The organism is Microbacterium capsulatum, from assembly GCF_030865425.1.
GTDB lineage: Bacteria > Actinomycetota > Actinomycetes > Actinomycetales > Microbacteriaceae > Microbacterium > Microbacterium capsulatum.
Genome location: NZ_JAVFCB010000001.1, coordinates 50,994 through 73,172 on the forward strand (window position 1 = coordinate 50,994; position 22,179 = coordinate 73,172).

A 22,179-nucleotide genomic window follows, 5' to 3' on the forward strand; every position below is an offset into this window, starting at 1 on the left:
GGGGCGGGCGCCTCAGATCGAGTAGTCCGGCACCGAGAGGATCCGGGCGGTGTGCTCGCCGGGGACGCGCGGCCGGGCCTTCGCCGGCACGCCGGTGAGCACCGAGTCCGGCGGGGCGTCCTTCGTGACGACCGCGTTCGCGCCGATCGCCGAGCGGGCGCCGATCACGATCGGGCCGAGGATCTTCGCGCCGGCGCCGACCACGACGCCGTCCTCGAGGGTGGGGTGGCGCTTGCCGGAGTCGCGGGTGCGGCCGCCCAGGGTGACCCCGTGGTACAGCATCACGTCGTCGCCGATCTCCGCCGTCTGCCCGATCACGACGCCCATGCCGTGGTCGATGAAGAACCGCCGGCCGATCGTCGCACCGGGGTGGATCTCGATGCCGGTCAGCCAGCGCGCGACCTGCGACCCGAGCCGCGCCGGGAAGTGCAGCCCGCGACGCCAGAGCGCGTGGTTCAGCCGGTGCGCCCAGATCGCGTGCAGACCCGGGTAGAGCAGGGCGATCTCGAGCCCGCCGCGCGCGGCGGGGTCGCGGAGCCGGGCGGACGCGATGTCCTCGCGCATCCGCCCGGCCCACGACATGCCGGCCCTTTCGAGAGCCTCGGGGACCGGCATCAGTCCTCGCGGAGGTCCTCGAACAGCGCCGTGGAGAGGTAGCGCTCACCGGTGTCGGGCGCGACCACGACGATGGTCTTGCCGGCGCTCTCCGGGCGGGCGGCGACCTTCAGCGCCTGCGCGATCGCGGCGCCGCTGGAGATGCCGACGAGCAGGCCCTCCTTGGCGGCGAGCGCGCGCGCGGTGGCCAGCGACTCGTCGAACTCGGCCGTGATGACCTCGTCGATGACGTCGCGGTCGAGCACGGCGGGGACGAAGTTCGGGCCGATGCCCTGGATCTTCGCGGGTCCGACGCGGCCTTCGCTGAGCAGCGGGGAGTCCTTCGGCTCGACGGCGATCACGGTGACATCGGGCTTGGCGGCCTTGAGGGCCTGACCGGTGCCGGTGACCGTGCCGCCGGTGCCGACGCCGGCGATGAAGACGTCGACGCTCCCGTCGGTGTCGCGGAGGATCTCCTGCGCGGTGGTCTCGCGGTGGATCTGCGGGTTGGCGGCGTTCTCGAACTGGCGGGCCCAGACGGCGCCCGGCGTGTTCGCGATGATCTCCTGCAGCGCCTCGATCGCGCCGCTCATGCCCTTGGTCGGGTCGGTCAGCACGAGCTCGGCGCCGAACGCCTTCAGCAGCACCCGGCGCTCCTTCGACATGGAGGAGGGCATCGTCAGGATCACGCGGTAGCCGCGGGCTGCGCCCACCATCGCGAGCGCGATGCCGGTGTTGCCGCTGGTCGCCTCGACGATCGTGCCGCCGGGCTTCAGCTCGCCGGAGGCCTCGGCGGCGTTGATGATCGCGATGCCGATACGGTCCTTCACGCTCGACGCGGGGTTGAACGACTCCAGCTTGACCAGCACGGTCGCGGCCAGGCCCTCGGTGAGGCGGTTCAGCCGGACGAGCGGGGTGTTGCCGAACGTGGTGGTGATCTCGGAGTGGATGCCTGCCATGACTGACCTTTCGTAGGACGACACGTCGGGGAGGGATGGGGCGGCGCCGGATGCGGCGCCTGCGCCGTGCGACAGGGCGACGCGCGACGCGGTGCAGCACAGCCTAGGACGGGCTGGTGTGCACCCGGCGAATATGACGCCAGGTTTAGGCTGGACCGCTGTGCCCGTACCTCTTCCCGACGCCCTCCGCCGCGCCGCCGCACCCCTCGCCGAGGCCGGGGTTCCGGATCCGATGCTCGACGCGGAGCTGCTCCTCGGCCACGTCCTGGGGCTGAGCCGCGGGGCGGTGCAGGCCGCCGCGATCCGCGGCGACGCGCTGGACGACGCCGACGCCGCGCGCCTGGACGCGCTCGTCGCGCGCCGCGCCGGCCGCGAGCCGCTGCAGCACATCACAGGGACCGCGCCGTTCCGGCACCTCGAGCTCGCGGTGGGGCCCGGGGTTTTCGTGCCGCGTCCGGAGACCGAGATCGTCGCGCAGTTCGCGATCGACGCGCTGCTCGCCGCGGCCGGCCCGTCGCCGATCGGGGTGGACCTGTGCACCGGATCCGGGGCGATCGCGCTCGCGATGGCGACCGAGGTCCCGCACGCGCGGGTGCACGCCGTGGAGATCTCCGACGAGGCGCACGCCTGGGCGGCGCGCAACACGGCCGGGCAGGAGAACCTGACGCTCGTGCACGGCGACCTGTCTGATGCGCTCGCGGAGCTCGACGGCACGGTCGACGTGGTGATCTCCAACCCGCCGTATGTCCCCGACGACGCGATCCCGCGCGATCCCGAGGTGCGGCTGTTCGACCCCTCGCTCGCCCTCTACGGCGGACCGGACGGGCTCGACGTGGTCCGCGCGATCAGCCGCCGCGCCTGGGCTCTCCTGCACTCCGGCGGGCTGCTCGTGCTCGAGCACGCCGAGGTGCAGGGGGCGGCGGTCCGTGCCCTGCTCGCCGGCGACGGGTGGCACGCCACCGCCACGCACCGCGACCTCACCCACCGCGATCGCGCGACCACCGCGATCCGGCCCTGAATTCCGCCGGTCGGATCCGTACCGGGATCCGACCGGGGGATCCGGATCCGTTCCGGCAACGCGGCCCTGAGCGCTCGATCCGCGGGGAGCGCGACCGTGCCCGGTAGACTGGGCCGGTCATGAGTGCCGTCTTCGATTGCCGCGATGCGGATCAGGTCCTCACCGGAATGCGCCACGCGCGTCAGGCCATCGGCCGCGGTGAGCTGATCGTGCTCCCCACCGACACCGTCTACGGCGTCGGCGCCGATGCCTTCAGCCCTGCCGCGGTGCAGCGGCTGCTCGACGCGAAGGGGCGCGGTCGGCAGCAGCCGCCGCCGGTCCTGGTCGCGAACGTCGCCGCCCTCACCGCCCTCGTCGAGACCGTGCCGGAGCCGGTGCAGCGCCTCGTCGACGAGTTCTGGCCGGGCGGCCTGACGATCGTGCTGCCCTCCCAGCCGTCCCTCGTGTGGGACCTCGGCGAGACGCACGGCACCGTCGCCGTGCGGATGCCGGACCAGCGGGTCGCCCTCGAACTGCTCGAGGAGACCGGCCCGCTCGCGGTGTCCAGCGCGAACCTCACCGGCGAGGCCGCCGCGGTCGAGATCGGCGACGCCGAGCGGATGCTGGGCGACAGCATCGCGGTGTACCTCGACCACGGTCCGAGCGGCGCCGGCGTCGCCTCCACGATCGTCGACGCGACGTCGCTCGTGCGCCCCGGCGGCGAGGACGCGAAAGTGCGCGTCCTGCGCGACGGCGCCGTCAGCCGCTCCGAGCTCGCCCGCGTGCTCGGAGATCTGCTCGAAGAGCCCGCGTGAAGCAGTATCTGTTCACCGTCATCCTCACCGCCGCGGTGACGCTGGTGTGCTCCTGGGGCGTGTGGCAGCTGAGCCTGCGGTTCAAGCTCTACCCGGGTATCCGCGAGCGCGACGTGCACACCACTCCGACGCCGCGGCTCGGGGGAGTGGCGATGGTGATCGGCATCATGGCCGCGTTCGCCGCCTCCGCCGCGAGCCCGTTCTTCGGCATCATCTGGGCGCAGCCGCAGACCATCTGGTCGGTGCTCGGCGCCGTGCTGCTCATCGCCGTCGTCGGCGTGATCGACGACCTGTGGGATCTGGACTGGATGATCAAGCTGGGCGCGCAGTTCCTCGCCGCCGGCCTGGTCACCGTGGTCGGCAACCTGCAGATCCTCTCACTGCCGCTCGCCGAGCCGGTGATCGGATCCAGCTGGCTGAGCATCGTGATCACGATGGTGGCGATCGTCATCGTGATGAACGCGGTGAACTTCATCGACGGCCTGGACGGGCTCGTCGCCGGCGTCTGCCTGATCGCGAACGGCGTGTTCTTCGCGTACTCGTACATCATCGCCAGGGACACCGGGCAATCCAGCTACTTCAACCTCGCGTCGTTCATCGCGGCGGCCCTGATCGGGGCGTGCATCGGCTTCCTGCCGATGAACTGGACCCCGGCCAAGCTGTTCATGGGCGACTCCGGCGCCCTCGTGCTGGGCCTGCTGATGGCGATCTCGGCGGTCGCGATCACCGGGTACCTGAACCCGACGGTGCTCTCGTCGGCGCAGGTGGGCCGTTCCCAGCTGCTCGGCGCGTTCATCCCGATCCTGCTGCCGATCGTCGTCGTGCTGCTGCCGCTGCTCGACTTCGGCCTCGCCGTGCTGCGACGGATGCGGGCGGGCAAGTCGCCGTTCTCACCCGATCGCAAGCACCTGCACCACCGCATGCTCGACCTCGGCCACCGCGGCCGCGACGCCGTGCTCGTGTTCTACGCGTGGACCGCCGTGATCTCGCTCGCCGTGCTGCTGATGTACATCGGATCCCGCGAGGGCTGGTACGGCGAGTACGCCGCGGGCGTGCTCTTCGGCGTGGTCGGCGCCGCCGCCTGCCTCGTCGTCACCCTCATCCCGTCGCCGCAGCGCCGGGAGCCCGCCGCCGCCGCCCCGGATGCGCCCTCGGCGACGCCGGGCGCCTCGTCACCGAAAGAGCCCTCATGAGCCCCAGCCCAGTGACCAGCACGCCGATCCTGCGCAGGACGCTGATCGTCTCGGCGATCGCCGCCGTCGCGCTCGCGATCGTCGCCGCGGTGCTCGGCGGGGTGTTCAAGGGGGCGCCGGGCGTGTGGAGCGGCCTGGTCGGGGTGCTCATCGCCGTCGTGTTCCTCGCGATCACCGCGATCAGCATCCTCGTCGCGAACCGCTGGTTCGGCCAGGAGCTGTACGTGCAGCTGTTCTTCGCGATCGTCCTCGGCGGCTGGTTCCTGAAGCTCGTGCTGTTCGTCGTGCTCATGATCGTGCTGCGCGCCCAGCCGTGGATCGAGCCGCTGGTGTTCTTCCTGTCGCTCATCGCGGGCGTGCTGATGTCCCTCGCGATCGACGTCGTCGTGCTCACCCGCATGCGTCTGCCGCACGTCAGCGACACCACGCTGCCGACGGTCGCGCCGGAGGACGCCGCGCCATCGCTACACCGTCCCGACGATGACGGCAACGGTACCGACGCGGATTCAGGAAACTCACACGTCTGATAAGCTGGAACCCGAGCCCGCTCGTCACGCGAGCGCTGCGCCGAAGCACATCGACCGACGCCCCGGTAGTTTCCCGGTGCCCCGAAGTTGGAGCCCGCGCTGTTTAATCTTGCTACGACCATGATCCCTCGACTGGCCGACAACGGCGGGTTCCACGGTCCGTCGATCGACGAGTTCTTCCCCGAGATCCTGTTCAACGCCTTCGGCGTTCCGGTGCACCGGATCCACCTGGTCCAGTTCGTGTCGGTCGTCGCCGTCGTCCTGATCCTGGTCCTCGGCACCCGCCGCATGACGGTCGTCCCCGGCCGTTTCCAGAGCCTCGTCGAGATGGGCCTCGGCTTCGTCCGCGGCGGCATCGCGCACGACCTGCTCGGCCGCAAGGACGGCGACCGGTTCCTGCCGATCCTCACCACGATCTTCTTCATGACGCTGTTCATGAACATCACGGGCATCATCCCGCTCCTGAACATCGCCGGCACGAGCATCATCGGCGTCCCGCTGCTGCTCGCCGTGATCAGCTACATCACCTTCATCTACGCCGGCATCAGGAAGAGCCCGAAGCACTTCTTCAAGAACGCCCTCTTCCCCGCGGGCGTGCCGTGGCCGGTGTACATCATCGTCACGCCGATCGAGTTCATCTCGACGTTCATCATCCGCCCGGTGACGCTCACCCTGCGTCTTCTGATGAACATGGTCGTCGGCCACATGCTGCTCGTCCTCTGCTACTCGGCGACGGCGTTCTTCTTCTTCACGGCGGGCGGCGGCTGGGCCGCGCTCGGCGTCGGAACCCTCGCCTTCGGCGGCGCCTTCTCGGTCTTCGAGATCCTGGTCGCGGTGCTGCAGGCCTACGTCTTCACCGTCCTCACCGCGGTCTACATCCAGCTCGCGGTCGCAGAAGAGCACTGACAACCCCTGCGGGCGGCGCAAGTGCCGCCCACAACGAAAGGAAAAACCCGTGGACGCTACTACGGTTCTCGCAGCAGTCAACGGCAACCTCGCGGCGATCGGATACGGTCTCGCCGCCATCGGCCCGGCCATCGGCGTGGGCATCGTCGTCGGCAAGACGATCGAGGGTGTCGCCCGTCAGCCCGAGCTGGCCGGTCGCCTGCAGGTTCTGATGTGGATCGGCATCGCCTTCACCGAGGCGCTCGCGTTCGTCGGCATCGCCGTCGGCTTCATCCCCTTCCCGTAAACCGCACCGATTCCCGAAGGAGACAGGATGCTGAACGCTCTTGTCACGCACCTCGCGGCCTCGGGGGAGGCAGCCAACAACCCCCTGCTGCCCGCGTGGTACGACCTGGTCTGGTCGGCGCTGTGGTTCATCGTGATCCTCGGCGTGGTGTGGAAGGTCGCCCTTCCCCGCTTCACGAAGCTGCTCGACGAGCGCTCCGCGGCCATCGAGGGCAACATCGCCAAGGCGGACGAGGCCCAGAAGCAGGCCGAGGCCGCGCTCGAGGAGTACACCCGTCAGCTGGCCGAGGCCCGTACCGAGGCCGGCGCGATTCGCGAGACCGCCCGTGAGGACGGCAAGAAGATCGTCGCCGAGGCCAAGGAGACCGCGGCCACCGAGGCGGCGCGTCTGACCGCGGCCGCGCACTCGCAGATCGAGGCCGAGCGTCAGTCGGCGCTCGTCTCGCTCCGCTCCGAGGTCGGCGGCCTCGCCCTCGACCTCGCCGGCGGCGTGGTCGGCGAGACCCTCTCCGACGACGCCCGTGCGACGGCCGTCGTGGACCGCTTCCTGGCGGACCTCGAGGCCTCCGAGGCGGCGAAGTAATGGGCAGCGCGACCGCTCAGGCCCTCGTGGCGTCGAGCAGCGCTCTGAACGCCGCGCAGGGGATCACCCTCGACGTCGCCGGGGAGCTGTTCTCCGTCGGGCGCCTGATCGGTGAGTCCACCGCGCTGAGCGGCGCGCTGGCCGATCCGGCCGCCCCGGCCGAGGCCCGCACGTCCCTGGTGTCGCGCGTGTTCGCCGGTGCGTCCGCCCCCGTGCAGGACGTGCTGCGGGCAGCCGTCGCCGAGCGCTGGTCCTCCGCGGCCGACCTCGTCGACGGGGTGGAGGAGCTCGCCGTGCGCGCCACGGCGATCGCCGCACCGGACGCCGACATCGAGGGCGAGTTGTTCTCGGTCTCGCGCCTGGTGGCAGGCAACGCCGACCTCGAGCTCGCGCTGGGCAGCCGCCTGGGCGACGGCGAGGGCAAGGCTGCACTCGTGCAGCGCCTCGTCGGCGCCAGCCTGAACCCGGCCACGACCCTGATCGTCACCTCGCTGGTGCGTCAGCCGCGTGAGCGCCGCGTGCGCCGCCTGCTGAACCGCGCGATGCGGATCGTCTCCGCGCAGCGCGACCGGATCGTCGCCACCGTGCACACCGCCGCTCCGCTCAGCGCGGAGCAGCGCTCGCGCCTCGGCGCCGTCCTCACCGGCCGCTACGGCCGGCAGATCGCGCTGAACGAGGTCATCGACGCCTCGGTCGTCGGAGGCCTGCGGGTGCAGGTCGCGGACGACGTCATCGACGGCAGCATCGCCGCGCGCCTCGCCGATCTCCGGCAGAAGCTCGCGGGCTGATTCAAGAACTTCGCGCGGGCTGACCGCGCACCTGTATACAAAGGGAAGACAATGGCAGAACTTTCGATCAGCCCCGACGTCATCCGTGACGCGCTGAAGGACTTCGTCGCCGCGTACGAGCCCACGGCCGGCACGGCGACCGAGGTCGGCACCGTCATCGACGCCGCGGACGGCATCGCGCATGTCGAGGGCCTGCCCGGCGTCATGGCGAACGAGCTCGTGACCTTCGCCGACGGCACCAAGGGCCTCGCGCTGAACCTGGACGAGCACGAGATCGGTGTGGTCGTCCTCGGCGACTTCGCCGGTGTCGAGGCCGGCCAGGAGGTCACCCGCACGGGCGAGGTCCTCTCGGTCCCGGTCGGCGACGGCTACCTCGGTCGCGTGGTCGACCCGCTCGGCAACCCGATCGACGGCCTCGGCGCGATCGCGTCCGACGGCGTCCGCGAGCTCGAGCTGCAGGCGCCGGGCGTCATGCAGCGCAAGAGCGTGCACGAGCCGATGCAGACCGGCATCAAGGCCATCGACGCGATGATCCCGGTCGGCCGCGGCCAGCGCCAGCTCATCATCGGCGACCGCCAGACCGGCAAGACCGCGATCGCGATCGACACGATCATCAACCAGAAGGCCAACTGGGAGTCCGGCGACGTCAACAAGCAGGTCCGCTGCATCTACGTCGCGATCGGCCAGAAGGGCTCGACCATCGCCTCCGTCAAGGGCGCGCTGGAAGAGGCCGGCGCCCTGGAGTACACGACGATCGTCGCCGCTCCGGCGTCCGACCCGGCCGGCTTCAAGTACCTCGCCCCCTACACCGGTTCGGCCATCGGCCAGCACTGGATGTACGGCGGCAAGCACGTCCTGATCATCTTCGACGACCTGTCGAAGCAGGCCGAGGCCTACCGCGCCGTGTCGCTGCTGCTGCGCCGCCCGCCGGGCCGCGAGGCCTACCCGGGCGACGTCTTCTACCTGCACTCCCGCCTGCTGGAGCGCTGCGCGAAGCTGTCCGACGAGCTCGGTGCCGGTTCGATGACGGGTCTGCCCATCATCGAGACCAAGGCGAACGACGTCTCGGCGTACATCCCGACCAACGTGATCTCGATTACCGACGGTCAGATCTTCCTGCAGTCCGACCTGTTCAACGCGAACCAGCGTCCGGCTGTCGACGTCGGCATCTCGGTGTCCCGCGTCGGAGGTGACGCCCAGGTCAAGTCGATCAAGAAGGTCTCCGGAACGCTGAAGCTGGAGCTGGCGCAGTACCGCTCGCTCGAGGCGTTCGCGATGTTCGCGTCCGACCTCGACCAGGCCTCGCGCCGTCAGCTGGCTCGCGGTGCCCGTCTGACCGAGCTGCTCAAGCAGCCGCAGTACTCGCCGTACCCCGTCGAGGAGCAGGTCGTCTCGATCTGGGCCGGTACCAAGGGCAAGCTGGACTCGATCGAGGTCGAGGACGTGCTGCGCTTCGAGCGCGAGCTGCTGGATCACCTGCGCCGCAACACCAAGGTGCTCGACGTCCTCCGCGAGACGAACGTCCTCGACGACGACACGGTCGCGGAGCTGGAGAAGGCCACCGACGCCTTCCTCCTCGAGTTCCAGGGCGGCAAGGGCCACGGCATCGGCGCTCCCGGTCACGAGGAGCACAGCGCCGCGGACGTCGACGACGTGAACCAGGAGAAGATCGTCAAGGGCCGCCGCGCGTAATCGCGGGGAATCTCAGCTATGGGCGCACAACTCCGGGTCTACAAGCAGAAGATCTCTTCTGCTCAGACGACCAAGAAGATCACGAAGGCGATGGAACTCATCGCGGCTTCGCGCATCCAGAAGGCGATGGCGCGCGTCAACGCGTCCTCGCCCTTCGCGCGGGCCGTGACGAGGGCCGTGTCCGCCGTCGCGACGCACTCCAACGTCGACCACCCGCTCACCCGTGAGCCCGAGACGATCCGCCGCTCCGCCGTCGTGATCTTCTCGAGCGACCGGGGTCTGGCCGGCGCGTTCAACTCGCAGATCCTGCGCGAGGGCATGGAGCTCGCAGAGCTCCTGCGCTCGGAGGGGCGCGAGCCGGTGTTCTACCTCGTCGGCCGCAAGGCCGTCGGCTACTTCCAGTTCCGGCGCCTCGAGGCGGCCGCGGAGTGGACCGGCGACACCGACACGCCGTCCTTCCACACGGCGGAGGCCATCTCCGCCGCGCTGCTGGAGGCGTTCGCGCGCGGCGGCGAGCAGGGCGGGGTCGATGAGATCCACCTCGTGTACAACCGCTTCGTCAGCATGATGACCCAGTCGCCCGAGACGGTGCGCCTGCTTCCGCTGGAGATCGCGGAGGCCGACGAAGCCGACGCCTCGAGCGCGGTCTACCCGCTGTACGAGTTCGAGCCGGACGCCGAGACCGTTCTCGACGCGATCCTGCCGGTGTACATCCAGAGCCGCGTCTTCAACGCCCTCCTGCAGTCCTCGGCCGCCAAGCAGGCCGCGACGCAGAAGGCGATGAAGTCGGCCAGCGACAACGCCGACAAGCTCATCACCGACTACACCCGCCTGCGCAACAACGCGCGCCAGGCGGAGATCACGCAGCAGATCGCCGAGATCGTCGGCGGCGCCGACGCGCTGGCGTCGAGCAAGTAAGACCCTCAGGAGAGAGACGAAGATATGACTGCCACCGCTACGACGGTCGTCGGGCGCGTTGCTCGCGTCACCGGCCCGGTCGTCGACATCGAGTTCCCGCACGACTCGATCCCCGACATCTACAACGCGCTGAAGACGACGATCACCATCGGCGAGGAGTCGACGGAGATCACGCTCGAGGTCGCGCAGCACCTCGGCGACGACCTCGTCCGCGCCATCTCGCTCAAGCCCACCGACGGCATGGTCCGCGGCCAGGAGGTGCGCGACACCGGCGAGGCCATCTCGGTCCCCGTCGGCGACGTCACCAAGGGCAAGGTCTTCAACGTGATCGGCGAGGTCCTCAACGCCGAGCCCGGCGAGCAGATCGAGGTCACCGAGCGCTGGCCGATCCACCGCAAGGCCCCGAACTTCGACCAGCTCGAGTCGAAGACCACGATGTTCGAGACCGGCATCAAGTCGATCGACCTCCTCACGCCGTACGTGCAGGGTGGGAAGATCGGCCTGTTCGGCGGCGCGGGCGTCGGCAAGACCGTCCTCATCCAGGAGATGATCCAGCGCGTCGCGCAGGACCACGGCGGTGTGTCGGTGTTCGCCGGCGTCGGCGAGCGCACCCGTGAGGGCAACGACCTGATCGGCGAGATGGAGGAGGCGGGCGTCTTCGACAAGACCGCCCTCGTCTTCGGCCAGATGGACGAGCCGCCGGGGACGCGTCTGCGCGTCGCCCTGTCCGCGCTGACGATGGCGGAGTACTTCCGCGACGTGCAGAAGCAGGACGTGCTGCTCTTCATCGACAACATCTTCCGCTTCACGCAGGCCGGTTCCGAGGTCTCCACGCTGCTCGGCCGCATGCCGTCCGCGGTGGGCTACCAGCCGAACCTCGCCGACGAGATGGGTGTGCTCCAGGAGCGCATCACCTCGACCCGCGGTCACTCGATCACCTCGCTGCAGGCGATCTACGTGCCGGCCGACGACTACACCGACCCGGCCCCGGCCACGACGTTCGCGCACCTCGACGCGACCACCGAGCTCTCGCGTGAGATCGCGTCGAAGGGTCTGTACCCGGCGATCGACCCGCTGACCTCGACCTCGCGGATCATGGACCCCCGCTACCTGGGCGAGGACCACTACCGCGTGGCCACCACGGTCAAGCAGATCCTGCAGAAGAACAAGGAGCTGCAGGAGATCATCGCGATCCTCGGCGTCGACGAGCTCTCCGAAGAGGACAAGATCGTCGTCGCCCGCGCGCGCCGGATCCAGCAGTTCCTCTCCCAGAACACCTACATGGCGAAGAAGTTCACCGGTGTCGAGGGCTCCACGGTCCCGCTCAAGGACACGATCGAGTCGTTCGACGCGATCTGCCGCGGTGACTTCGACCACGTCGCCGAGCAGGCCTTCTTCAACGTCGGCCCGATCTCGGACGTCGAGGAGAACTGGGCGCGGATCCAGAAGGAGAACGCCTGAGCATGGCGCTGCACGTCAGCCTCGTCTCCGCCGACGCGGAGGTCTGGACCGGATCGGCCAGCCTCGTCGTCGCGAAGACCGTCGAGGGCGAGATGGGCTTCATGGCCGGGCACGAGCCCGTGCTGGCCATCCTCGCCGAGGGACAGGTCCGCATCACCCGGGAGGACGGGACCAAGGTCGTCGCCAGCGCCCGGGACGGATTCGTCTCGATGGAGGGCGACACCCTGACGATCGTCGCGGGCACCGCGGCCCTCGTCGCCTGACGGTCCTCACCGCATCGCGGAAGCGCCGGATCCCCACGGGGGTCTGGCGCTTCCGCGCGTCCGCCGTTCCAGAGGGGGAGGAGCCCTGCGCATGATGATCCTGCTGCCGCCCTCGGAGACCAAGCGTCCCGGGGGCAGGAGAGGGCCGGCGGACCCGTCCGCCTGGGCGCTGCCGGATCTGCTGCCGCAGCGCGAGCAGATGCGCGACGCGCTCGTGGCGCTGGCCGCGGACCACGCGCAGACGCGCCGGGTGCTCAAGCTCAGCGACAAGCGGCTCGCCGAGGCCGTGCGCGACAACGCCGCACTGCGCTCCGCACCGGGGATGCCCGCCGTGGACCGGTACACGGGTGTGCTCTACGACGCGCTCGGCGCGGGTGCCCTGGACGGCTACGCGCGACGCTGGCTGGGCGCGCACGTGCTCGTGCACAGCGCGCCGTTCGGACCGGTGGGCGCCCTGGACGAGATCCCGTCGTACCGGCTCGGCGCCGGCGCGTCCGTACCGGGCCTCCCGCCGCTGCGCCGGCTGTGGGCCGAGGCGGTCAGCGCGGCGCTGGCGGCCGCGGCACCCGCGTTCGTCCTGGACCTGCGCAGCGAGGCGTACGCGGATCTCGGCCCGGTCCCCGCGGGAGTGCCGTCGGCCTACGTGCGGGTCGTGACCGCGCAGGGCAAGGCGCTCAACCACTTCAACAAGCACGCCAAGGGGGAGCTCGTGCGCCGGCTCGCCGTCGAGCGGCCCCGGATCGGATCCCGCCGGACCATGCTGTCCTGGGCGGCGCGGGCGGGCGTCGAACTCCGCGGCACGGAGGATTCCGGAATTCTGGAACTCGTGACGGATCAGCCGACGACCCGCAAATAGTTCGTGAGTCCGATCCCGGGACACGATATGGTGTTCTCGCGTCGAAGCGCCCAGCTGTTTCACAGGTGGTGCTCCGCCATGCGGGAACACATGACGATTGATCCCCGGGAGGGAAAAATGAACGGCGACTACGGTTCCAGCGGTGCTGCAGCGGGACTGCTCGGTTTCTACTTGACGATCCTGGTGATATCGCTCCTGATCATCCCGATCCTGTATGTCGTGTCCTCGATCTTCACGATGAAGGTCTTCGACAAGGCAGGGGTGCAGGGCAAGTGGCGGGCCTGGGTGCCCGTCTACTCCTCGATGGTCCTCCTGAAGCTCGGCGACCTGAGCCCGTGGCTGGTGCTCTACGCGGTCGGCGCGACCATCGTGCTCAGCTGGATCCCGGTGATCGGCCAGCTCATCGGCGTGGCCGCCTTCGTGCTCACCTGCCTCGCCGCCTGGCGGGTCGGTCTCAAGCTGCAGAAGGGGGCCGGCTGGGTCGTGCTCTATGCGGCCGGTGCGATCACGGGCGGGGTCACCACGTTGATCTGGCTCGGCATCAACGCCTTCGACAAGTCGCAGTGGAACCCGAACATCGCCCCGGCCCCGTGGGCCGGCAACGGCTTCTTCGGCGACCGCACGGTGTGGCAGGGCATTCCGGTGCAGCCGGCCGCCGCCGCGCCCGGCGCTCCGCAGGGCTACCAGCCGCCGGCTCCGCAGGGCTACGCCCCGCCGCAGCAGCCCGGCTACCCGCAGGCGCCGCAGGGCTACCAGCCGCCGCAGCAGGGCTACCAGCCGCCGGCCGCCCCGCAGGTGCCCCCGGCCGCCCCGCAGGTCCCGCCGATGACCCCGCCCGCCGCCCCGCCGGCACCCCCGGCGCCGCCGGCTCCGGAGGCGCCCGCCGAAGGCGAGCAGCCGAGCGGCGACAAGCCGTCCGAGTGACGAACAGCCGGGAAGCCCCCGATCTGCGGATCGGGGGCTTCCCGCACGTCCGGCTGGCGCCCGGCTTGACAGAGCAAGCGCTCTCCGCCGCGCTCGCTCGGGTAGCGTGGAGGCATGAGCGCTGAACGCCGTGTCGGAACGTCCGGGCTCCTCGTCTCCGCCGTGGGACTGGGCTGCAACAACTTCGGGCGGGCGGGAACCGCGACCGAGACCCTGCACAGCACCCGCCTCGTGCTCGACGCCGCGATCGACAGCGGGGTGACCTTCCTCGACACCGCCGACATGTACGGCAAGGATCCGGGGCTCAGCGAGACGCTCATGGGCGAGGCGCTGGACGGGCGACGCGATCGGGTCGTGCTGGCCACGAAGTTCGGCTACGTCTCGGCCGACATGGGATACGACTTCCCGGCCGGCCGCGGATCCCGCCGTTACGTGCGCAAGGCCGTGGAGGAGTCCCTGCGCCGGCTGCGCACCGACTGGATCGACCTCTACCAGCTGCACAGCCCGGATCCGCTGACGCCGATCGAGGAGACCATCGACGCGCTCGACGAGCTCGTCCGCGAGGGCAAGATCCGCTACTTCGGGCACTCGAACCTCGCCGGCTGGCAGATCGCCGAAGCCGCGATGAGCGGCTCGCGCAGCAGCCGCTTCATCTCCGCGCAGAACGAGTACTCGCTGCTGTCCCGGGCGTCCGAGCGGGAGGTGCTGCCGGCCGTGAACCACTTCGGTCTCGGCTTCTTCCCGTTCTTCCCGCTGTACAACGGGCTGCTCACCGGCAAGTTCACGCGTGACGGCGGGCCGGGCGAGAGCCGCATCATGCAGACCCGCTCGCACCTGTGGGCGAACGCCCCGTGGGACGCGCTGGACGCCTATCGCGCGTTCTGCGACGCGCGCGGGATCAGCATGCTCGAGGCGACGTTCGGCTGGCTGCTCGCGCAGCCCGGTGTGGCCTCCGTGATCGCCGGGGCCACCAAGCCGGCGCAGATCGAGGCGAACGCGCGGGCGGGATCCGCCTGGACGCCGTCCGCGGAGGAACTGGCGGAGATCGACGCGCTCTTCCCGCTGCCCGAGGACCCCGCGGTCTGAGCGCCGCGCGTCGGATCCGGGAATCCACTACGATGTGGAAGATTTCAGCGGTCGCACCGATCGCCCGAACGTGGGGAGGACCGCAGTGAGCCAGAAGTCGACGGCGCAGACGCGTGAGGTCGCACTGGCGTCCGGTGACACGGTCGTCCTGCACTGGGCGGGGGCGACCGACACGGGGCGCCGCCGCGAGAGCAACCAGGACTCCTATCTCGCGGAGTACCCGCTCTTCGTCGTCGCCGACGGCATGGGCGGGCACGCCGGCGGGGAGATCGCGAGCCAGCGCACCGTCGCCCGACTCGAGGAGGCGGTGGCCGCGGGGGAGATCAACGCCGAGACGATCGAGACCGCCCTGGAGGCCGCGGTCGACGACATCACGGCGCACCCCGACACGACCGACGAGGGCACCGGCACGACGCTGACCGGCGTCTACCTCTCGCTCACCGCCGACGACGCGCGGTGGGTGTCGCTGAACATCGGCGACTCCCGGGTCTACCTGCTGCGGGACGAAGCGCTGAGCCAGATCACCACCGACCACTCCGTCGTGCAGGAGCTGATCACGGCCGGCCGGCTCAGCCCGGAGGAAGCCGAGGGCCACCCGTACAGCAACGTGATCACCCGCGCCGTGGGGGTCAGCGAGGCGCTGCCGCCGGACTACCGCGAACTCAGCGTGCAGGACGGCGACCGCTTCGTGATCTGCTCCGACGGGCTCACCAAGGAGCTCACGGACTACGGGATCCAGCACTTCCTCGGGCTCAACCCGACGCCGAACGGCGCGGTCGACGCCATGATGACCGCCGCGCTCGAGAACGGCGGTCGCGACAACGTCACGATCGTCGTCGTGGACGTGCGCCGCCGCCGCGATTCATCCTCCACCGGAGCCGTCCCCGCCGCGTAGCGCACGGATTGCGACGGCCGGTCGCCACGGCGGCCCGGATCCGGCTGAGATGACGGCATGGATCCTGCAGAGCCGATCGTCCTCCCGCCCACCGCCGTGCCCCCGCAGCGCGCGCCGCTGCCGCTGCTCGCCGCGGTCGTCCCGGTCGCGTCGGGGGTGGTCCTGTTCGCGGTCACGGGTTCGGCGCTGTCGCTGTGCTTCGCGGCGCTCGGGCCGCTGATGATCCTCGCGTCGTTCCTCGACGGACTGCGCCAGCGCCGGCGTGCGACCCGCATCGCGCGCGCCGAGGAGACCGGGGCGTGGGCCCGCGTCGCGGAGACCGTGGCGGAACGCGCGGATGCCGAGCGGACCCGGCTGCGGCGACTCGCACCCGACCTGGCCGGATGCCTCGCCGAGCCTCCGCTGCGCCGGACCGCCCTGCCCGCCGGCGTTCCGGTCACGATCGGGCGCGGCGACGCCCCGTCTCCGCTCCGGTTCAGCGGCGTCGGGCCCCGCGCGGACGAGTTCCGCGCCCGACACCGTTCGCTCTCCGGCGTTCCGGTGACCGCAGAGCTCACGCACGGGGTCTGCCTGCGCGGACCGGAGCCGATCGCGACCGCCGTCGCCCGTGGGTTGGTGCTCCAGCTCTGCCTGCGGCACACGGGAACGGCGGTCCGTTTCGACGGGGACGGCCTCGTGCGGCTCGGCCTGGAGGGACTGCCGCAGGCGCGGGGCGGCGCGCGCCGGGCCGAGACCGTGCACGTGGGGGCGGAGCGCCCGGCGTCCTCCGGAGCACGGCTCGCCCTGGTCTCCGCCGGCTCGCCGCCGCCGTCCGGGTACGACACCGTCGTCGACCTCGTCGATCCGGTCGCCGCCGCAGTGCGCACGCCGGACGGCGAGCGGATCTGCGCGGTCGAGGGGATCTCCGGGGCGCAGGCGGCGGCGCTCGTCCGCGATCTCGCGGAGAACGGCGATGACGAGGCCGAGGTCCCCACCGCGGTCGGGCTCGCCGAGGTCGTCGACGGGACGGCGATCGTCACCGGGGACGGGACGGAAGACGCCGGGCGGGGCGGTCTGCGCGTCGCCGTCGGGCGCGATGCGATCGGTCCGGTCGTCGTGGATCTCGTGGCGGACGGTCCGCACGCCCTCGTCACCGGCGTGACGGGGGCGGGCAAGAGCGAGCTGCTGGTGAGCTGGATCGCCGCGCTCGCCGCCGCGCATCCTGCGGATCGGGTGGCGTTCGTGCTCGCGGACTTCAAGGGCGGGACCGCCTTCGAGCCGCTGCGAGCCCTTCCGCACGTCGCGGCGGTGATGACCGACCTCGATGCCGACGGCGCCGAACGCGGGGTGCGCAGCATGCGAGCGGAGCTGCGCCGACGGGAGGGCGTCCTCTCCGAACACGGCGCCCGGAGCATCGCCGAGGCCGGGGGAGCGCTCGGGCGTCTGGTCATCGTCGTCGACGAGTTCGCCGTGCTGCTGCAGGAGCATCCCGAGCTCGCTGCGGTGTTCAGCGACATCGCCGCGCGCGGCAGGGCCCTGGGCATGCACCTGATCCTCGGCACCCAGCGGGCCACCGGCGTGATCCGGGACGCGATCGCGACGAACTGCCCGTTGCGGATCTCGCTGCGCGTCACCGACCCGGCGGACAGCCGCGCGATGGTCGGCACGGATGAGGCCGCGTCTCTGCCCGGCGACGCCGCCGGGCGCGGTCTCGCCCTCGTGCGCCGGCCGCAGGACGCCGGCCCGGCGCTGTTCCGGGTGGCCAGGACCTCGACCGAGGACCTCGCGCGGATCGTCGCGGCCGCGGCGGGGCAACAGCGGGCACGGAGCCCCTGGCAGCCCGCGTTGCCGCTGCATCTGCGGCGGACGGAGCTGGCGGCGGTGCCGCGCGGCGAGATCGTGCTCGGTCTCGCCGACGAACCCGAGCGGCAGCGCCGGTGCGTGCGCACGCTGCGGGTGGGCGAGCAGCGCGGCCTCATGGTCCTGGGCGGCCCCGGCTCGGGCAAGAGCGCGGTTCTGTGCGCACTCGCGGAGCAGGTGCCGGAGGCGGTGCGGGTGCCGCAGGATCCGGAGCAGGCGTGGTCGCTGGTGGACGCGATCGCGGAGGGGCTGACGCCGATGCCGCCGCTGCTCGTCGTCGACGACGTGGACCGGATCCTCGCGGCGTTCCCGATCGAGTACGCCTCCGCCTGGGCGGAGCGCCTGCAGCGCGTCGTCCGGGCGGCGGGGGAGCGCGCCGGCACGGTGCTGCTCAGCGCGTCCCGGTGCGCCGGTCCGGTCGCCGCCCTCGCCGACCTGCTGCCGTCACGGGCGGTGCTCCGGACGACCGGCCGCACCGAGCATCTCGCGGCGGGTGGCGAGCCGAGAAGCTTCGATCCGGAGCGTCCGCCCGGGCGGGCGACCCTGGACGGTGCGCAGGTGCAGTTCACGCTGCCCGAGAGCGACGAACGTCCGCCGGGGCCCGTGTCGGCGCCGACCCCGGTGTGGGCCGCGCGCGCACCGCTCGTGGGCGTCGTCAGCACCGCCCCGGCGCGGACCGCCGATCTGCTGGCGCGCGGTGTGGACGGCGCCAGGGTGTCGAGCATCGACGACGGCGCTCCGGTGACCCTCCCGGACGGGATCGGATCCGGCCAGGTGGGGCCCGAACGGATCCTGCTGGTCGGCGACGCGGACGCGTGGCAGCGCCAGTACGCGCTTTGGCAGCGGATCGCCCGTGCGGGGGAGATCCTCGTGCTGGCGGAGGCGGCGCGGGAGCTGCGCACCCTGGCCCGGGTGCGCGAACTTCCGCCGTACGCGGCACCGCACGCGGGGCGGGCCTGGACGATCGACCCGGACGGGAGACCGTCGCGGGTGGTCCTTCCCGCCCCGCGCGGCGGCGTCAGCCGAGCAGCTCGGCCAGAGGGGTGAGTGGCAGCTCGTGCGCGTTCGCGACGCCCGCGTTCACGATCACGTGGCCCGTGACGTTCAGGCCCGCGGCAAGGGCGGCATCGGCGCGCAGCGCCTCCCGCCAACCGCGCTTCGCGATCTGCCGCACGTACGGCAGGGTCGCGTTGGTGAGCGCCGAGGTGGACGTGTTCGGGACCGCGCCGGGCATGTTCGCCACGCAGTAGAACACGCTGTCGTGCACACGGAACGTCGGGTCGTCGTGCGTGGTCGGGTGCGTGTCCTCGAAGCAGCCGCCCTGATCGACGGCGATGTCCACGAGGACGCTGCCCGGACGCATCTGGCTGACCATCTCGTTCGTGACGAGCTTGGGCGCCTTCGCGCCGGGGATCAGCACGGATCCGATGACGAGGTCCGAGGCGAGCACGGCACGGCGCAGGTCGAGCGGGTTCGACGCCGCCGTCTTGACGCGGCCGCCGAAGAAGTCGTCCAGGTAGCGCAGTCGGGTGATGTTCGTGTCGAAGATCGTCACGTCGGCGCCCATGCCGGCGGCGATCACCGCGGAGTTCGCGCCGGCCACGCCGCCGCCGATGACCGTCACGGTCGCCGGGCGCGTGCCGGGCACCCCGGACACGAGCAGGCCGAGGCCGCCGTGCGAGCGCATCAGGGTGTTCGCACCGACCAGGGGGGCCAGACGTCCCGCGACCTCGCTCATCGGGGCGAGCAGCGGCAGCGACCCGGAGGGCAGCTGCACGGTCTCGTACGCGATCGCGGTCATGCCGGAGGCGGTCAGGCGGTCGGTCAGCGCGCGGTCGGCCGCGAGGTGCAGGTAGGTGAAGAGCACCAGATCGCTGCGGAAGCGGTGGTACTCGCTGGCGATCGGCTCCTTGACCTTCAGCACCAGCTCGGCGCGCGCCCAGACCTCGTCCGCGTCGTCGAGCAGCGTCGCTCCGGCCTCGAGGTAGTCCGCGTCAGACATCGAGGAGCCGGCGCCGGCGCCGGACTCCACGAAGACCTCATGACCGGTGAGCACGAGGTCGTGCACGCCTGCCGGCGTGAGGGCGACGCGGTACTCGTTGTTCTTGACCTCGGTGGGGACAGAGATCCTCATCCTGGCTCCTTTCTTCCCAAGCGGGTAGGGCCCCTTCTGGGGGCGCTCAGATTCCGGCGCCGGGGCGGATGGCCCCCACGCCGTTGCCGCCGCCGAGGACGGCAAGTGGAAGGGCCGAGGCGAGGTCGGCGACCTGCTCCTCGGAGATCGCGCCGGCGCGCGCGAGCAGGGTGGCGGCGACGATCGTCGCCGCGCGGCCGGCGCCGTCGAGCGTCTTCAGCGCGGCCGTGGTGCCGTCCGGCGCGACCATCACCATCACGCCTTCCGCGCCGTGCTTGGCGAACACGCCCAGACGCTCGATCGCGATCGTGTCGGGGCGACCGGGGCCCTCGATCGTCCACGGGTTCTCCCGCACGGTGCGCACGAGCGCCCCCGCGAAACGGTGCATCGCGAACGGCGAGCGCTCCGAGGCGGTGCCGATCCGGTGCAGCGCGCGGGCGAGCCCGAGCAGGGTGATCGCGTGCACGGGCGCCCCGCAGCCGTCGATCGCGGTGGCCGCGACCCGCTCGCCGCTGAGCCGCTCGACGACGTCCTTGATGTGCTGCTGGAGCGGGTGCTCGGGGGAGAGGTATCCCTCTGTCGGCCAGCCGGTCGCCACGCAGGCGCGCAGCATCGCGGCGTGCTTGCCCGAGCAGTTCATCCGGATCCGGGCCTTGCCGGCGTGGTCGCGGACGAGCTCGTCGCGGGTCGTGGAGTCGCCCGGCCAGTCCGCGGGGCAGCCGAGGTCGTCCTCGGTGAGACCGCCCTCGGCGAGCATCGCGCGCACCACCTCGACGTGCCGATCCGTGCCGTTGTGGCTGGCGGTGGACATGCCGATCTGCTCGCCCTCGAGGGGCGCGCCCGCGGTGAGGCAGGCGACGGCCTGCAGCGGCTTGAGGCTCGAGCGCGGCAGGACGAGCGCGTCGATGTTGCCGTGCCGGATGACCACCTCGCCGTCGGGGGACAGCACGACCGCCGCTCCGATGTGGCGGGATTCGATGAATCCGTTGCGTTCGACGACGGCGAGTTCCACGGCGTCCTGGACGGTCAGAGTCTGCACCACGCGTGCCAGTGTACTGGGGCGACGCGGGTACCGCGGTCGTGTCCGATCCGCCCTCGTCACGCCGGGTGGCACGATGGATCCATGAGCCTCGGCACCCATCGCTACGCCCTCAGCACGACCTGGACCGGCAACCGCGGCACCGGCACCTCCGGGTACCGCGACTACGATCGCGCGAGCACGATCCGGGTCGAGGGCAAGCCCGAGCTGCCGGCCTCCGCGGACAAGCCGTTCCGGGGGGATCCGACCCGGTGGAACCCCGAGGATCTGCTCCTCGCCGCGCTCTCCGAATGCCATCTGCTGTCGTACCTGCATGCCTGCGTGACGGCCGGGGTGGTCGTGCTCGACTACCGGGACGACGCGACGGGGACGATGCAGGAGGACGGCCGCGGCGGCGGCGCGTTCACCGAGGTGACGCTGCGGCCGGTCGTGACCGTGGCGGAGGAGTCCATGCGCGAGGCCGCGCTCGCCGCGCACGCGCAGGCCAACGCGTGGTGCTTCATCGCGAACTCGGTGTCGTTCCCGGTCCACCACGAGGCGACGATCCTGGTCTCCCCGGCCGGCCGGTGAACGCGACCGCCCGCCCGTCGAGCGCGCGGCGAGAGGAAGCGCGTCAGCGCCGCTCGTGCGGGAGGACCTGCTTGATCTTCTCGATCGCGCCGTGCGCGGGGACCTCGTTGTAGACCCCGGCGAGCTCCTGCCCGCTGAGCGCGTGGATCGCCGCCATGATCTCGTCGGTCGCGCCGCGGCGGGCGCGTCCGGACGTGGCGGGGCCGTGGTGCGCCAGGTCCAGCGGCTCGCCGAAGCGGATCGTGACGCGGGAGCCGAGCTTCGGCATCTTCGCTCCGACCGGCATGGCCTTGTCGGTGCCGATGACCCCCACCGGGACGACGAGCGCCCCGGTCTGCAGAGCGAGGAAGGCGACCCCGGTGCGGCCCTTGTACAGGCGCCCGTCGGTCGAGCGGGTGCCCTCCGGGTAGAGGGCGACGGCCAGGCCCTCGTCCAGCAGACGGCGCTGCTCGTCGAGCGCGTCGAGCGCGGCCTGTCCGGCACCGCGGCGGACAGGGATCGCGCCGACCGCGCGCATGAGGTTCCCGATCAGGCGCCCCTTGAAGCCCGTCCCCTCGAAGTAGCTGGACTTGGCGAGGAAGTGCACTCGGCGCGGCGCCGCGACCGGGATCGCGATCGAGTCGATGAAGGACAGGTGGTTCGAGGCGACGATGATCGGGCCGGTCTTCGGCACATTCGAACGGCCCTCGACATGCGGACGGTAGACGATCCGTGCGAGAGGAGCGAGGATCAGTCGGCCCAGCAGATAGGTGGCCCCGGCGCGCCGCAGCTCGGGGGCGACGTCCTCGTCGGCCTCGGCGGGCGCGTCGGGTGCGGAGTCCGGAGTCACCCGTCAAGGGTAGAGCAGGATCCATT

23 protein-coding genes are annotated in these 22,179 nt (G+C 71.3%); 18 read left to right on the top strand and 5 right to left on the bottom strand.

The window, feature by feature from the left end; translation table 11 throughout:
• Window positions 1-12: 12 nt before the first annotated feature.
• Both epsC and cysK read right to left on the bottom strand, forming a co-directional pair.
• A complete protein-coding gene (gene epsC / locus RBR11_RS00250) occupies window positions 13-615 on the bottom strand; it encodes a serine O-acetyltransferase EpsC (RefSeq protein WP_308487284.1) in 603 nt (200 codons plus the stop codon).
• On the bottom strand, window positions 615-1,553 hold the full coding sequence (cysK, locus tag RBR11_RS00255; protein WP_308487285.1) for a cysteine synthase A: 939 nt from the start codon (window positions 1,551-1,553) through the stop codon (window positions 615-617). The genes epsC and cysK overlap by 1 nt, the downstream gene beginning before the upstream one ends.
• Window positions 1,554-1,686: 133 nt before the next feature.
• Here cysK and prmC point away from each other — a divergent pair, with 133 nt between their 5' ends.
• The 17 genes from prmC to RBR11_RS00340 all read left to right on the top strand — a co-directional run bounded on the left by prmC (window position 1,687) and on the right by RBR11_RS00340 (window position 18,628).
• Entirely contained in the window at window positions 1,687-2,571 is an 885-nt protein-coding gene (gene prmC / locus RBR11_RS00260; protein ID WP_373889748.1) for a peptide chain release factor N(5)-glutamine methyltransferase, read from the top strand.
• A 119-nt stretch (window positions 2,572-2,690) separates the two neighbouring features.
• Window positions 2,691-3,365, top strand: a complete 675-nt coding sequence (locus tag RBR11_RS00265) for an L-threonylcarbamoyladenylate synthase (RefSeq protein ID WP_308487287.1) — start codon at window positions 2,691-2,693, stop codon at window positions 3,363-3,365.
• On the top strand, window positions 3,362-4,558 hold the full coding sequence (locus RBR11_RS00270; protein ID WP_308487288.1) for an MraY family glycosyltransferase: 1,197 nt from the start codon (window positions 3,362-3,364) through the stop codon (window positions 4,556-4,558). The genes RBR11_RS00265 and RBR11_RS00270 overlap by 4 nt, the downstream gene beginning before the upstream one ends.
• Window positions 4,555-5,085 (top strand): Cg1360 family ATP-synthase-associated protein, encoded by a 531-nt coding sequence (locus RBR11_RS00275; protein ID WP_308487289.1) that lies wholly within the window; start codon window positions 4,555-4,557, stop codon window positions 5,083-5,085. The genes RBR11_RS00270 and RBR11_RS00275 overlap by 4 nt, the downstream gene beginning before the upstream one ends.
• A gap of 120 nt (window positions 5,086-5,205) precedes the next feature.
• A complete protein-coding gene (gene atpB, locus RBR11_RS00280) occupies window positions 5,206-5,991 on the top strand; it encodes a F0F1 ATP synthase subunit A (RefSeq protein ID WP_308487290.1) in 786 nt (261 codons plus the stop codon).
• A gap of 49 nt (window positions 5,992-6,040) precedes the next feature.
• Window positions 6,041-6,277, top strand: coding sequence for an ATP synthase F0 subunit C (gene atpE / locus RBR11_RS00285; RefSeq protein ID WP_045251710.1), 237 nt, complete (start codon window positions 6,041-6,043; stop codon window positions 6,275-6,277).
• Window positions 6,278-6,304: 27 nt separating this feature from the next.
• Window positions 6,305-6,859 (top strand): F0F1 ATP synthase subunit B, encoded by a 555-nt coding sequence (locus tag RBR11_RS00290; protein WP_308487291.1) that lies wholly within the window; start codon window positions 6,305-6,307, stop codon window positions 6,857-6,859.
• On the top strand, window positions 6,859-7,647 hold the full coding sequence (locus RBR11_RS00295) for a F0F1 ATP synthase subunit delta (RefSeq protein WP_308487292.1): 789 nt from the start codon (window positions 6,859-6,861) through the stop codon (window positions 7,645-7,647). Before RBR11_RS00290 ends, RBR11_RS00295 begins: the two co-directional genes overlap by 1 nt.
• A 51-nt stretch (window positions 7,648-7,698) precedes the next feature.
• A complete protein-coding gene (gene atpA, locus RBR11_RS00300) occupies window positions 7,699-9,339 on the top strand; it encodes a F0F1 ATP synthase subunit alpha (RefSeq protein WP_308487293.1) in 1,641 nt (546 codons plus the stop codon).
• 18 nt (window positions 9,340-9,357) lie between these two features.
• Window positions 9,358-10,257 carry a F0F1 ATP synthase subunit gamma gene (locus RBR11_RS00305; RefSeq protein WP_308487294.1) on the top strand — a complete coding sequence of 300 codons (900 nt, stop codon included), beginning with the start codon at window positions 9,358-9,360 and terminating at the stop codon, window positions 10,255-10,257.
• A gap of 24 nt (window positions 10,258-10,281) precedes the next feature.
• Entirely contained in the window at window positions 10,282-11,718 is a 1,437-nt protein-coding gene (gene atpD / locus RBR11_RS00310) for a F0F1 ATP synthase subunit beta (protein WP_308487295.1), read from the top strand.
• A gap of 2 nt (window positions 11,719-11,720) precedes the next feature.
• Window positions 11,721-11,981, top strand: coding sequence for a F0F1 ATP synthase subunit epsilon (locus RBR11_RS00315; RefSeq protein WP_308487296.1), 261 nt, complete (start codon window positions 11,721-11,723; stop codon window positions 11,979-11,981).
• A 91-nt stretch (window positions 11,982-12,072) separates the two neighbouring features.
• A complete protein-coding gene (locus RBR11_RS00320) occupies window positions 12,073-12,837 on the top strand; it encodes a YaaA family protein (protein WP_308487297.1) in 765 nt (254 codons plus the stop codon).
• Window positions 12,838-12,954: 117 nt separating this feature from the next.
• Entirely contained in the window at window positions 12,955-13,761 is an 807-nt protein-coding gene (locus RBR11_RS00325) for a large exoprotein (RefSeq protein ID WP_308487298.1), read from the top strand.
• A gap of 114 nt (window positions 13,762-13,875) precedes the next feature.
• Entirely contained in the window at window positions 13,876-14,847 is a 972-nt protein-coding gene (locus RBR11_RS00330; RefSeq protein ID WP_308487299.1) for an aldo/keto reductase, read from the top strand.
• 85 nt (window positions 14,848-14,932) lie between these two features.
• Window positions 14,933-15,742, top strand: a complete 810-nt coding sequence (locus tag RBR11_RS00335; protein ID WP_308487300.1) for a PP2C family protein-serine/threonine phosphatase — start codon at window positions 14,933-14,935, stop codon at window positions 15,740-15,742.
• A gap of 57 nt (window positions 15,743-15,799) precedes the next feature.
• On the top strand, window positions 15,800-18,628 hold the full coding sequence (locus RBR11_RS00340) for an FtsK/SpoIIIE domain-containing protein (protein ID WP_308487301.1): 2,829 nt from the start codon (window positions 15,800-15,802) through the stop codon (window positions 18,626-18,628).
• On the opposite strand, the gene ald is transcribed toward RBR11_RS00340, so the two are convergent.
• The gene (gene ald, locus RBR11_RS00345; RefSeq protein ID WP_308487302.1) at window positions 18,600-19,715 is read right to left on the bottom strand and encodes an alanine dehydrogenase; all 1,116 of its coding nucleotides are present in this window, start codon (window positions 19,713-19,715) and stop codon (window positions 18,600-18,602) included. The genes RBR11_RS00340 and ald overlap by 29 nt on opposite strands.
• 46 nt (window positions 19,716-19,761) lie before the next feature.
• Window positions 19,762-20,757 (bottom strand): asparaginase, encoded by a 996-nt coding sequence (locus RBR11_RS00350; RefSeq protein WP_308487303.1) that lies wholly within the window; start codon window positions 20,755-20,757, stop codon window positions 19,762-19,764.
• A gap of 81 nt (window positions 20,758-20,838) precedes the next feature.
• On the opposite strand from RBR11_RS00350, the gene RBR11_RS00355 reads away from it, so the two are divergent.
• Window positions 20,839-21,324: an OsmC family protein gene (locus RBR11_RS00355; protein WP_308487304.1), complete on the top strand. Its 486-nt coding sequence runs from the start codon at window positions 20,839-20,841 to the stop codon at window positions 21,322-21,324.
• Window positions 21,325-21,367: 43 nt separating this feature from the next.
• Here the strand turns inward: RBR11_RS00355 and RBR11_RS00360 are convergent, their stop codons facing one another.
• Entirely contained in the window at window positions 21,368-22,153 is a 786-nt protein-coding gene (locus RBR11_RS00360; protein ID WP_308487305.1) for a lysophospholipid acyltransferase family protein, read from the bottom strand.
• Between the last annotated feature and the right edge of the window lie 26 nt (window positions 22,154-22,179).